This is a genomic window from Achromobacter sp. SIMBA_011 (assembly GCF_046535435.1).
Classification (GTDB): domain Bacteria; phylum Pseudomonadota; class Gammaproteobacteria; order Burkholderiales; family Burkholderiaceae_B; genus Achromobacter; species Achromobacter dolens.
The window spans coordinates 37,318-48,962 of record NZ_JAWRWN010000002.1 but is presented as its reverse complement, the minus strand read 5'-3'; the positions used below and the strand labels follow the sequence as shown (position 1 = coordinate 48,962).

Annotated in this window: 11 protein-coding genes; 9 read left to right on the top strand and 2 right to left on the bottom strand. The window is 68.4% G+C overall.

Features of this window, described 5'->3' with window-relative positions; genetic code table 11:
* Positions 1–6 precede the first annotated feature (6 nt).
* The 9 genes from gmd to SB816_RS07530 are packed head-to-tail and all read left to right on the top strand — an operon-like array spanning position 7 to position 9,543.
* Positions 7–1,116, top strand: a complete 1,110-nt coding sequence (gmd, locus tag SB816_RS07570; protein ID WP_054503055.1) for a GDP-mannose 4,6-dehydratase — start codon at positions 7–9, stop codon at positions 1,114–1,116.
* A 6-nt stretch (positions 1,117–1,122) separates the two neighbouring features.
* Entirely contained in the window at positions 1,123–2,076 is a 954-nt protein-coding gene (locus tag SB816_RS07565) for a GDP-L-fucose synthase family protein (RefSeq protein WP_054503056.1), read from the top strand.
* A gap of 30 nt (positions 2,077–2,106) precedes the next feature.
* Positions 2,107–3,423, top strand: a complete 1,317-nt coding sequence (locus SB816_RS07560; protein ID WP_410546727.1) for a lipopolysaccharide biosynthesis protein — start codon at positions 2,107–2,109, stop codon at positions 3,421–3,423.
* A gap of 20 nt (positions 3,424–3,443) precedes the next feature.
* Positions 3,444–4,346 carry a glycosyltransferase family 2 protein gene (locus tag SB816_RS07555; protein ID WP_054503058.1) on the top strand — a complete coding sequence of 301 codons (903 nt, stop codon included), beginning with the start codon at positions 3,444–3,446 and terminating at the stop codon, positions 4,344–4,346.
* Between the two features lie 23 nt (positions 4,347–4,369).
* Positions 4,370–5,662, top strand: a complete 1,293-nt coding sequence (locus SB816_RS07550) for an O-antigen ligase family protein (RefSeq protein ID WP_144654720.1) — start codon at positions 4,370–4,372, stop codon at positions 5,660–5,662.
* Positions 5,655–6,785 carry a glycosyltransferase gene (locus SB816_RS07545; protein ID WP_410546726.1) on the top strand — a complete coding sequence of 377 codons (1,131 nt, stop codon included), beginning with the start codon at positions 5,655–5,657 and terminating at the stop codon, positions 6,783–6,785. Before SB816_RS07550 ends, SB816_RS07545 begins: the two co-directional genes overlap by 8 nt.
* Positions 6,786–6,797: 12 nt before the next feature.
* Positions 6,798–7,685 (top strand): glycosyltransferase family 2 protein, encoded by an 888-nt coding sequence (locus tag SB816_RS07540; RefSeq protein WP_081273429.1) that lies wholly within the window; start codon positions 6,798–6,800, stop codon positions 7,683–7,685.
* Positions 7,682–8,242 carry a putative colanic acid biosynthesis acetyltransferase gene (locus SB816_RS07535; protein WP_054503062.1) on the top strand — a complete coding sequence of 187 codons (561 nt, stop codon included), beginning with the start codon at positions 7,682–7,684 and terminating at the stop codon, positions 8,240–8,242. Before SB816_RS07540 ends, SB816_RS07535 begins: the two co-directional genes overlap by 4 nt.
* Positions 8,239–9,543: a glycosyltransferase WbuB gene (locus SB816_RS07530; protein ID WP_144654719.1), complete on the top strand. Its 1,305-nt coding sequence runs from the start codon at positions 8,239–8,241 to the stop codon at positions 9,541–9,543. Before SB816_RS07535 ends, SB816_RS07530 begins: the two co-directional genes overlap by 4 nt.
* Positions 9,544–9,615: 72 nt before the next feature.
* Here SB816_RS07530 and SB816_RS07525 read toward each other — a convergent pair whose 3' ends face one another.
* Both SB816_RS07525 and SB816_RS07520 read right to left on the bottom strand, forming a co-directional pair.
* Positions 9,616–10,266 (bottom strand): response regulator transcription factor, encoded by a 651-nt coding sequence (locus SB816_RS07525; RefSeq protein WP_054503064.1) that lies wholly within the window; start codon positions 10,264–10,266, stop codon positions 9,616–9,618.
* A 369-nt stretch (positions 10,267–10,635) separates the two neighbouring features.
* Positions 10,636–11,382: a response regulator transcription factor gene (locus tag SB816_RS07520; protein ID WP_064524407.1), complete on the bottom strand. Its 747-nt coding sequence runs from the start codon at positions 11,380–11,382 to the stop codon at positions 10,636–10,638.
* Positions 11,383–11,645: the final 263 nt, after the last annotated feature.

Here is an 11,645-nt window from a genome sequence, read left to right as displayed (position 1 = left end):
AAAACCATGCCAAAACGGGCACTGATTACCGGCGTCACCGGACAGGACGGCGCATACCTGGCCGAGTTCCTGCTGGCCAAGGGCTATGAAGTCCACGGCATCAAGCGGCGCGCGTCGCTCTTCAATACCGCGCGCATCGATCACCTGTACCAGGATCCGCATGACCAGCCGCGCAACTTCGTGCTGCACCACGGCGACATGACCGACTCCTGCAGCCTGATCCGCATCGTGCAATCGGTGCAGCCCGACGAGATCTACAACCTGGCGGCGCAGAGCCACGTCGGCGTGTCGTTCGAAGAACCGGAGTACACCGCCAACGCCGACGGCCTGGGCACCCTGCGCCTGCTGGAGGCCATCCGCATCCTCAAACTGGAGGACAAGGCCCGCTTCTACCAGGCCTCGACCTCGGAGCTGTACGGCCTGGTGCAGGAGACCCCGCAGAAGGAAACCACGCCGTTCTATCCGCGCAGTCCCTACGCCGCCGCCAAGCTGTACGCCTACTGGATCAGCGTGAACTACCGCGAGGCCTACGGCATGTATGCCTGCAACGGGATCCTGTTCAACCACGAATCGCCCAAGCGCGGCGAGACCTTCGTGACGCGCAAGATCACGCGCGGCCTGGCCCGCATCGTGCTGGGCCTGCAGGAATGCCTGTACCTGGGCAACCTGTCGGCGCTGCGCGACTGGGGCCACGCGCGCGACTACGTCGAAATGCAGTGGCTCATGCTGCAGCAGGACACGCCGGAGGACTACGTCATCGCCACCGGCATGCAGTACAGCGTGCGCGAGTTCATCAATACCGCCGCGCGCGAGCTGGGCATCCTGCTGGCGTGGGAAGGCGAGGGCCTGAACGAAACCGCCACGGTGCTGTTCAGCCCGGTGCACGACATCAAGGCCGGCCAGGTCATCGTGCGGGTCGACCCGCGCTACTTCCGCCCGACCGAGGTCGAGACCCTGCTGGGCGATCCGACCAAGGCGCGCGAGAAGCTGGGCTGGTCGCCCCGTACCACCTTCGCCCAACTGGTCAAGGAGATGGTCGAGAGCGACCTGAAGGACGCGCGCCGCGATGCCCTGGTGGAGCAGAACGGCTACGAAATCTACGCCTACAAGGAGTAGCCCGCCATGAGCCATCAGGATCAACGCGTGTTCGTGGCCGGCCATCGCGGCATGGTGGGCGCGGCGCTGGTGCGCGAGCTCCAGGGCCGCGGCTACCGCCAGGTCATCACGCGCAGCCACAGCGAACTGGACCTGGAGAACCAGAACCAGGTGCACCGCTTCTTTTCGACCACGCCGGTCGACGTGGTGTACCTGGCGGCCGCCAAGGTCGGCGGCATCCTGGCCAACCAGAACCATCCGGTGGACTTCCTCTACCGCAACCTGATGATCCAGTGCAACGTGATCCGCGCCGCCTACGCGGCCGGCGTGCGCAAGCTGCTGTTCCTGGGTTCGTCCTGCATCTATCCGCGCGACGCGCCGCAGCCGCTGCGCGAGGACGCGCTGCTGACCGGTCCGCTGGAAGCCACCAACGAGCCCTACGCCATCGCCAAGATCGCCGGGCTGAAGCTGTGCGAGGCCTACCAGCGCGAGCATGGCGCGCACTTCGTCTGCGCCATGCCGACCAACCTGTATGGCCCGCACGACAACTACGACCTGCACAGCAGCCACGTGCTGCCGGCGCTGATCCGCAAGTTCCACGAGGGCCGCGAGGCCGGCGACGACAGCGTGACGCTGTGGGGCAGCGGCAGGCCGCTGCGCGAATTCCTGTACGTGGACGACCTGGCGCGGGCCTGCGTGATGCTGATGGAAACGCCGTCGGCCGAAGGTATGTACAACATCGGCGCCGGCCAGGACCTGTCCATCGCCGAGCTGGCGCGGGTGGTGGCGCAGGTGGTCGGCTACCAGGGCAACATCGTCTACGACGCCAGCAAGCCCGACGGCACCCCGCGCAAGCTGATGGACTCGTCCAGGGTGCGCGCCCTGGGCTGGAAACCGGAGATATCGCTTACCCATGGCGTGACGCTGGCCTATGGCCATTTCCTGCGCGAGCAGGCGCGTCCGCCGCTGCCCGTGGCCTGAGCGCCACGCCAACCGAGCACAGGCCCACCGATGATCCGACTCATCAGGCAGCACGTCGCCGGCAATGCCTCGTTCTGGGGGCTGGTGGAATACGGCATCGGCCCGGTCGCGGCGCTGGTGGCGCTGCCCATCCTGTTCCGCCAGTTGGGCACGGTGGGATTTGGCCAGTACTCGATGATCATCGCGCTGGCCGGCTTCGGCAACGCCGCCAACCTGGGCGCCGCCGTGACCGCCACCAAGCTGGTGTCCGAACGCCTGCACGAGCCGGGCGGCGCCTACCGCGCGGCGGGCGTCGCCATGTCGCTGATCGGCTGCGCGCTCGGCGTGGTGACGGCGGCCGCGGCGTTGCTGTGGGGCGTGGTCTGGCTGGGCTGGCCCGCCGCCACCTTCGGCGGGGTCGCGGTGACGCTGCTGGCCATGCCGGCGCTGGCGGTCTACCTGACGCAGCAATACGACCAGTTGATGTCCGGCTGCCTCAAGGGCCGCGAGGATTTCCGCGCCACCGCCCTGTGCGAAGTCTTCAGCCGCAGCGGCACCATGGCGCTGGCCTGCGCCACCGCCTGGCTGACCGCTTCGCCCACCTGGACCGGCCTGGCCCAGGCGGTCGGCCTGCTGCTGGCCGGCTCGGTCAAGATGCGCGTGTTCGCGCGCCGCTACGGCCATGCGCTGGTGCGCCCGGTGCGCGACCGCGGCGCGATGCTGGCGGCGTTCAAGTTCTCGCGCTGGTCCTGGCTCAACAGCCTCAGCGCCCTGGCGTTCGGCTCGGTCGACCGGGTGCTGGTGGGCAGCCTGATGGGCCCGGCCGCGCTGGCCATCTACACGGTCGGCGTGCAGGTCGGCCAGATGATCCACACCGCTTCGGTGGCGATCTTCCAGAAGGCCATGCCGCGCGTCAGCCGGCTGGCCGCGGCGCCGCCCCATCCCGGCGCCGCCGAAGAGGAAATCCGCCGCCTGATGCGGTGGAACCTGCTGCTGTCGGCCGGCGCCACCGTGGCGGTGCTGGCGGTCAGCTCGCCGCTGCTGGACCTGCTGCTGGGCCAGGCGGTGGCCGAGGGCCACCTGGGCACCTTCCGCCTGCTGATCGCCGCCTCCGGGCTGCTGTCGCTGAACGCGGCCGCGCATTTTTCCCTGCTCGGGCTGGGCAACTCGCGCGCAGTCGCCATTCTGAACGGCCTGGGCGGCCTGGCCATGCTGTGCGTCATGGCCGTCCTGGTGCACGCGGCGGGCGAACACGCCGCCGCCTGGGGCCGCATGGCCTACGCGGCGATCACGCTGGCCGGCGTGGCGCTCGCCATCCGTCAATCCCGGCCCGACTACCCGGGCGCAATGCCTGCGGCCACCCGGTAGTGAACATGCTGAGGTCTTATATGCGCAAGCGTCACAACGAGTACTCGCGTGAACTGATCGATTTCGTGAGCGAGCTGCGCCCGCCCGCGCCGATCGCCGGCGGCCTGTTGCCCAAGCTGACCATCGTGACCCCCTCGTTCAACCAGGCCCGCTTCCTGGAACGCACCATCGTGTCGGTGCTCAACCAGGGCTATCCGCGGCTGGAGTACATCATCATCGATGGCGGCTCGACCGACGGCAGCGTCGACATCATCCGCAAGTACGAGCGCTACCTGACCCACTGGGAAAGCGCGCCCGACCGCGGCCAGTCGCACGCCATCAACAAGGGCTTCGAGCGCGCCACCGGCGACTATGTCGGCTGGCAGAACTCCGACGACCTGTACTACCCGGGCGCCCTGCGCAAGCTGGGCGCGGCGGCGGCGCGGGGCCGGGCGCCGATCGTCAGCGGCAACCTGTTCGTGGCCGACGCCGACAACCACATCTTCCGCAAGATCCACTACACCCCCGTCAACCGCGGCACGCTGACCGTGGTCAAGGCCTCGATCCCGAACCAGTCGGCCATCTTCCGCCGCGACCTGCTGCTCAAGCACGGCCTGTTGCAGGAAAGCATGCGCTACTGCATGGACCTGGAACTGTGGAGCCGGCTGCTGCGCGAAGGCCGCAACCAGATCGTGCCGGACGCGATGGGCGTGTACACCGCCCATGACGAGACCAAGACCGCGCTGATGCAGGACGTGCTGCTGGAGGAACGCCAGCAGATCGTCGAGCGTATCCGCCGCACCGAACCGGGCATGGGCAAGCTGTTCGGCCTGTCGTGCCGGGCGTCGCAGGTGGCGGCGCACGCGCGCCAGGGCGATCTGTCCTACCTCGTCGAAAAGCTCGCCATCAAGCTGTTCGGACGCGACGACTGGGCCGCGCACTGACCCCACCCAGCCATGGAGCCGCCATGCATCCGCACCGCCGTCTTTCCACGTTGCACCTGCTGGGCCTGTTCGCCTTCACCGCGCTGGCGCTGAACGACGACCACTTCATCCTCGGGGTGGGCAGCTTCAAGCTGTCGCCGTTCGACGTGCTGTTCGTCGCCATCCTGGTGGTCAAGGCGCTGCGGCTGGCGGACCCGGCCGCCTATGCCCTGCCGCGCGGCGCGCTCGGCATGCTGCTGGGCCTGCAGGTGCTGACGGTGATCTACCTGCTGCTGGTGTCGCTGCATCATCCGGGCATCGAGACCGGCGACGTCGCCCGCGACCTGCGCATCGTCTTCTACTTCCTGAGCGTGCCGTTCCTTTGCTACAAGGACATCGACAGCCCGGCGGCCTACGCCCTGCTGCAAAAGTACATCGTGGCGGCGTGCCTGGCCGTGGCCACGCTGATGCTGCTGGAGCAGTTGCAGGGCTTCAGCGTCGCCAACCCGCTGCGCAACGTGCGGCTCGGCGTCTGGGCGATTCCGTTCGGCGTGGTGTCGCTGCTGTACTTTCGCAAGACGCTCAACGTGTCCGGCCCCAAGGCCTACGCATTGACGGTGTACATGCTGCTGGCGCTGGTGTTCTCGCTGAACCGCAGCCAGTACCTGCAACTGATGGTGTCGGTGCTGCTGGCGGTGATGCTGGCGGCCGGTTCCGACGTGCGCCGCCGGGTGGTGATGATCTTCGCGCCGGCGGCGGTGGCCGGCATCCTGGTGTTCGCCAGCATCGGCTACCTGGAGGTGCTGACCAACCGCGTCTTCAGCGTCGAACGCCTGGACGAGGACTCCAGCTACGGCGCCCGCATCCAGGAGATGCAGGGCCAGATGGACTCGTTCGCCGAGAGCCCGGTGTTCGGCAAGGGCGCCGGCTTTCGCAGTTGGGTGATGGGCGAGAACGGCTTCGAACTGAGCACGTTCGCGCACAATTCCTGGGCCTTCTACCTGATGAAGTTCGGCATCGTCGGCACGGCGATGATCATGCTGCCGCCGCTGCTGATCCTGCTGCTGTCGCTGTTCCGGCGCTACGCCCACCCCGGACTCGAACTGCATCGACGCTATCTGCTCGCCACGGCGCCGATCTACATCTTCATCGACTCGCTCTCGGGCGGCCTGGCGTACGCCCCCAAGACCGCCTTCACCGGCTTCCTGCTGTGCTACTGCCTGTCGCTGATACGCAATGCGCGGGCCATGCCCGTGCCCACGCCCGCACCCGCGGCTCCCAGCCCCCGTCCGGACACCATGCGCCGGGCGTCACCGCGAGTACTGCCCCATGCCTGATGTCCTGTTCGTCGCGCCCGACCTGCACGGCGGCGTCGGAAGATGCGTTGCCTTCATCGCCGATGCCCTGCCCGAAAAGGGCCTGGACGCCGCGCTGTTCCTGCTGCGCTCGCGCAACCGCGAGTACCCGGTCGCCAATCCACGCGTGACACGGGCGCTGCCGGTCATCGAATCGCCCACCTCGCTGCGGCTGATGCTGCCGGTGGCGTTCTGGCGGCTGCTGAAGCAGATCCGCCGTGACCGGCCCGCCATCGTCTGCTCGCACGGCCTGCTGTGCAATATGCTGGTGGTGCTGGCCAGGAAGCTGCTGCGCGGCAAATTCGCCACCGTCGCCTTCGAGCACAGCAGCCCCGCCATCCATTACGGCGCGTCGCGCATGCGGCGGCTCAAGTGCTGGCTGGTGAGCCAGACCTACCGCCGCCACGACGCCGTCGTCGGCGTGTCGCGCGGCGTCAAGGAAGACCTGGTCAGCATGTTTCCGCCGCTGCGCGGCAAGGTGCGCACCATCTACAACGGCGTGCCGCTGGACGAGGTGCGCGAGCAGAGCGCGACGTCCACGGACGCCGAGCCTGCCGCCGCGCCGTACCACGTGGTCGCGGTCGGCCGCCTGGAGGCCGTCAAGGACTATGCCACCCTGATCGACGCCGCCGCGCTGCTGGACGACCCGGGCATCCGCTTCACCATTTTGGGCGAAGGCTCGGAACACGCCGCCCTGCAAAGGCGTATCGACGCGCGCGCCTCGCGCAGCCCGGTGACGCTGGCCGGCCACATCGACAACCCGTTCCCGGTCATCGCCGGCGCCGGCGCCTTCGCCCTGACCTCGGTGCGCGAGAGCTTCGGCAACGTGCTGGTCGAGGCGCTGTGCCTGGGGGTTCCTGTCATTTCCACCGATTGTCCGCACGGGCCGGCCGAGATCCTCGACGCCGGCCGCTACGGGCTGCTGGTGCCGGTGGGCGACGCGGCGGCCCTGGCCGCGGCGGTGCGCCGCCTGGCCTACGACGGCGACATGCGCGCGAGACTGGCGGCCGACGGCCCCGGGCGCGCCGACGCCTTTTCACTGGAGCGGCACTGCCGCGACGTCATCGAGCTGTTCCAGCCGCTGATGCGGCGCGCCGCCTCCTGAAAGGAAAGCATCATGTCCAAGATACCGGTGTCCGTGGTCGTCATGACCAAGAACGAGGAACGCAACATCGCCAAATGCCTGAAGGCGCTGGCCGACTTCGACGAAGTCTTCGTGGTCGATTCCAACAGCACCGACGCCACCTGCGCCATGGCCGCCGCGCTCGGCGCCAAGGTCAGCAACTTCCAGTGGAATGGCAAGTACCCGAAAAAGAAGCAGTGGTGCCTGGAGCAGTTGCCCTTCACCCACCCCGTGGTGCTGTACGTCGACGCCGACGAGGAAATGACGCCCGAGCTGGCCGCCGAGATCCGCGCCGCGCTGCCGCGCTTTGCCGCCGGCGCCGGCGGCGCCTTCGTGCCGTTCGACTACGTGTTCTGCGGCCGCAAGCTGCGCCATGGCCATCGCGTCTACAAGCTGGCGCTGCTGGCGCGCGAGCGCTCGCGCTTTCTCGACTACGACGACCTGGACGTGGCCCACATGTGGGAGGTCGAGGGCCACTACCAGCCCCAGGTGCAGGGCGCAACCTTCGCGCTGCGGGCGCGCATGGTGCACAACGACCACGACTCGCTGTACCACTACTTCGACAAGCACAACCGCTACTCCGACTGGGAAGCCAACCTGCGCATCAAGGGCCTGATGAACGACCCGCGCGAGGCCAACGTTGGCGCGCGGGCGCTGCTCAAGCGCGTATTCCAGGCGATGCCGTTCAAGGCGCCGATCTCGTTCCTGCATTCGTACGTGCTGCGGCTGGGGTTCCTCGACGGACGCGCCGGCTTCGACTACGCCATCGCGCGCGCCATGTACTACTGGCAGATCCGCATCAAGACCGAGGAGATCCGGCAGGCGCGACTGGCCGAGCCCGAGCGCGGACAGCGTGACGCGGTGGCCGGAGCCGCCAAATGAGCGCGCTGCAGCGGCTCGACCAGTTCGCCGTGGCGCCTGGACAGCGCGGCCGCTCGGCGTTGACGGTGCAGTTGTGGTGGCTGGTGCAGGGGTCGCTGTTCCGCTGGTCGCCGCAGGTGGCCTACGGCTTCCGGCGCTGGCTGCTGCGCTGCTTCGGCGCCCGCGTCGGGCGCAAAGTCCTGATCCGGCCGAGCGCCACCGTGACCTATCCCTGGAAGGTGGAAATCGGCGACTACGCCTGGATCGGCGACGACGCGGTGCTCTACAGCCTGGGGCCGATCCACGTCGGCGCCCATGCCGTGATCTCCCAGCGCAGCTACCTGTGCGCGGCCGACCACGACGCCGGCAAGCCCGACTTCCCGCTGCGCGAACGCGCTGTGCGCATCGAGGAAGGCGCCTGGGTCGCCACCGACGTGTTCGTCGGCCCAGGGGTCACCATCGGCCGCGAGGCCGTGGTCGGCGCGCGCAGTTCGGTGTTCCGCAACCTGCCGCCCGCCATGGTGTGCCTGGGCAATCCCTGCCGTCCCGTCAAACCCCGCGTGGAGCCGCCAACATGAAGATCCTTCTGTACAGCATCAACTACGCGCCGGAACTGACCGGCATCGGCAAGTACAACGCGGAAATGGCCGAATGGCTGGCCGCCCGCGGCCACCAGGTCAGCGTGGTCACCGCGCCGCCCTACTATCCCCAATGGCAGGTCCACGACGGCTATCACGCCGGCCGCTACCGCCGCGAGACGCGCGCCGGCGTCGACGTTCGGCGCGCGCCCTTGTGGGTGCCGCGCAAGCCCGGCGGCGCCAAGCGCCTGGTGCACCTGGCCAGCTTCGCGCTGTCCAGCCTGCCGTCGCTGCTGCGGGCGGCGGCAGGCCGGCCGGACCTGATCCTCGTGGTCGAGCCCGCCCTCTTCTGCGCCCCAGCCGCATGGCTGGCGGCGCGGCTGAGCGGCGCGCGCGCCTGGCTGCACATCCAGGACTATGAAGTGGACGCCGCCTTCGACCTGGGCCTGCTCAAGGGCGCGCGACTGCGCGGCCTGGTGCAGCGCGCCGAGCGTTGGCTGATGCGGCGCTTCGACCGCGTCTCGACGATTTCCCGGCGCATGCAGGACCTGGCGCTGTACAAGGGCATCGACCCGCAGCGCGCGGTGCTGCTGCCCAACTGGATCGACGTCAACGCCATCGCGCCCGACCGCGCGGGCAATCTGCGCGCCGAGCTCGGCATTCCCGCCGACGCGGTGGTGGCGCTGTACTCCGGCAACATGGGCGGCAAGCAGGGCCTGCTCACGCTGGCGCAGGTGGCGCGGTTGCTGGAGCACGAACCGCGCCTGTGGTTCGTGTTCTGCGGCCAGGGTCCCGAACGCGCGCCGCTGCAGGCGCAGTGCGAGGGCCTGGCGCGGGTGCGCTTTCTCGACCTGCAGCCCTGCGAACGCCTGGGCGCGCTGCTGAACACGGCCGACATCCACCTGCTGCCGCAACGCGCCGGCGCCGCCGATCTGGTCATGCCGTCCAAACTGACCGGCATGCTGGCCAGCGGCCGTCCCGTGGTGTGCGGCGCCGCGCGCGGCACCGAGCTGGCCGGCGTGGTGGCGCACTGCGGCCTGGTCACCCCGCCCGAGGATGCCGCGGCCATGGCCGAGGCCGTGCGCAAGCTGGCCAACAACGCGCAGGTCCGCGAAACCCTTGGCACCGCCGCGCGCCGCCACGCGCTGCGCTACCTGCACATCGACGCGGTACTGGCGGCCGCCGAACGGGAGTTCGCGGCGGTGGTCGATCCCGTCACCGTGCCGGCCGCGCCCAGCCCTGCCAGCGCCGCCAGCGCCGCCAGCGCCGCCAGCGCCGCGCGCCGCGACACGGGCCGCTGACGCCGCCATCACGGCCTGGCGCCATCCAGGGCGGCGCGCTTGAGGGCGCGCCGCCTTTTTCCTGGGACTTCTTCAGGTGGGTTCGCCGGGCTTGCCACTGCCGCGCACCAGGCCCATCTGCACCGCGATGTAGGCGGCCTCGGCCTGGTTGCGCGCGTTCAGCTTCCAGTACAGGGTGCGCGCATGGCTCTTGACCGTGGCCACCGAAATGCCCACGTGCTGGCCGATCTCGCGCATGGTCTTGCCCTGCACCAGCAATTGCAGGATCTCCTCCTGCCGCTGCGTCAGCTCGCGCAATTCCGGCGCCGCCGTCTGCGAGGCGCCCAATGGCCGCGCCGCTGGCTGCGGATAGCATTCCCCGCCCGCCAGCACCAGGCTGACCGCGGCGGCCAACGCATCCGGGCTGGAGGCCTTGGGCAGATAACCCGCCACGCCGGCCCGCGCGCAGGCGGCCATGACGTTCTGGTCCAGCACCGCGTACAGCGCCAGTACCAGGCGCGGCATGAACAGCGCCATCGCCTGCGACAGCAGGCCGATGTCGGGCTCGGTTACCCCGCTGCAGCCGACCACCAGCAATTCCACTGGCCGATTGATCGAGCCCGGCATGTTCAAGAGATGGGCTGGCGAGATCGCCAGGATGTCCTCGGCATTGCGCACGCGCTCCAACACATGCTGGATAGCGACGCGAAGCAGCGCGTAGTCTTCGATCAGAACGGTTGTCATCCCGGGGGGAACCTTGTGACACAGGGTCCAGACACGGTTCCCATGGCAAGGCGGCGCACGGCAGCGACGACGGTTCCGGCGCGTCACCCGGCTCACGGGAATCTCGTCCGCCGCGCGGGGCGGGCTCTGGCGGCATAGCGATTCGCCGTCTCAACCCATGCTTGCGGACACAACCCATGCTATCAGCGGCTACGTTCGCTGAATCTCGTACAGGAGGATGATTGGAGGAGGAATGCTGCGGCACGGCGACCGCCGATGCTGCAGTGTATGCCCTAGGCGGGATGGCGGGGAGCGCCCGGCCGGGCCGATGGGCGGGGGCCGCGCGCGGTCTGGCGGACGGCGCGAGCCGGGGCGCCGAGCCCCGGCGCTTCAGCCCAGCTTGCGCCCATACATCTGTCCGGCGTCCACGTCGCGAGCGTTGGGCTCATGCCATTCCAGCGTGGCGCCGCGTTGCAGCGCCGCGTACACGGCCTCGCCCTTGTTCTTGACGTGCAGGCGTTGGTACAGCGTGCAGGCATGCGTTTTCGCGGTGGCCACCGAGATGTTGAGCATGCGGCTGACCGTCTTGATGGGATAGCCCCTGGCCAGCAGCACCAATACCTCGTACTGGCGCGGCGTGATCTGCAGCAACTGCGCGCCCGCGCTGATCGGCATGGTGCCCTTGCCAGCGTCATCGGTCTCGCGCGCCGGCAGCACGCAACTGGCCTGAGCCGGCGCCTGCAACGCCTGCTCGCTCGGAAAGCACTGCCCGCCCGCCATGACCAGGCGGATGGCCGCTTCCAGGATCTCCACCGACGCCGTCTTCATCAGGCAACCGTACACGCTGGCGCCGGGCAAGCCCTGCACCGGCATCGGCAGCGGCATGACATCGGTCAGCAGCAGGATGCGCTTGGGGCTGAGTTCGCGCTGGATCTCATGCAGCGTGCTCCAGGCTTCCTCGCTGTCCACGGGCAGGCCGTAGATCAGAAGATCTGCGCCGGCATGCGCCCCGTTGGCCTTCGAGACATCGGCCAACCCCATTCCTTCGATTTCCCACACATCGTCCAACTTGCTCAGAATCTGCCATAACCCCAGCCGCAGAAGCGGATGGGCTTCAATCAGGACCATCTTGGCCATGGTGGCCTCCCGGTTGTTCAACAGGCCTAGAAGGGATCTTCGCTGTGCTGAAGACTATTTTTTTTCCAACCCCGCGGGGGTGGTCCGCGATTTCCCGGAATATCTAATGACGCTGCACCGGGCCATTTGGGCTGGGAGACTTTCGTAGCCAACATAACGGATGGCATGAACCCATCTTATGGTTCGAAATTGGCAAAATCAAGACGCTGGCAAGCGATATAATCCGACAAAAACAGAAATCATTCGTTAGCCGTAAACGTACT

Coding starts and splice junctions, on each gene's coding strand:
- SB816_RS07550 (WP_144654720.1), top strand. CDS start 4,370: ATGCATCCGCACCGCCGTCTTTCCACGTTGCACCTGCTGGGCCTGTTC.
- SB816_RS07520 (WP_064524407.1), bottom strand. CDS start 11,382: ATGGCCAAGATGGTCCTGATTGAAGCCCATCCGCTTCTGCGGCTGGGG.
- SB816_RS07545 (WP_410546726.1), top strand. CDS start 5,655: ATGCCTGATGTCCTGTTCGTCGCGCCCGACCTGCACGGCGGCGTCGGA.
- SB816_RS07540 (WP_081273429.1), top strand. CDS start 6,798: ATGTCCAAGATACCGGTGTCCGTGGTCGTCATGACCAAGAACGAGGAA.
- SB816_RS07525 (WP_054503064.1), bottom strand. CDS start 10,266: ATGACAACCGTTCTGATCGAAGACTACGCGCTGCTTCGCGTCGCTATC.
- SB816_RS07560 (WP_410546727.1), top strand. CDS start 2,107: ATGATCCGACTCATCAGGCAGCACGTCGCCGGCAATGCCTCGTTCTGG.
- SB816_RS07535 (WP_054503062.1), top strand. CDS start 7,682: ATGAGCGCGCTGCAGCGGCTCGACCAGTTCGCCGTGGCGCCTGGACAG.
- SB816_RS07565 (WP_054503056.1), top strand. CDS start 1,123: ATGAGCCATCAGGATCAACGCGTGTTCGTGGCCGGCCATCGCGGCATG.
- SB816_RS07530 (WP_144654719.1), top strand. CDS start 8,239: ATGAAGATCCTTCTGTACAGCATCAACTACGCGCCGGAACTGACCGGC.
- gmd (WP_054503055.1), top strand. CDS start 7: ATGCCAAAACGGGCACTGATTACCGGCGTCACCGGACAGGACGGCGCA.
- SB816_RS07555 (WP_054503058.1), top strand. CDS start 3,444: ATGCGCAAGCGTCACAACGAGTACTCGCGTGAACTGATCGATTTCGTG.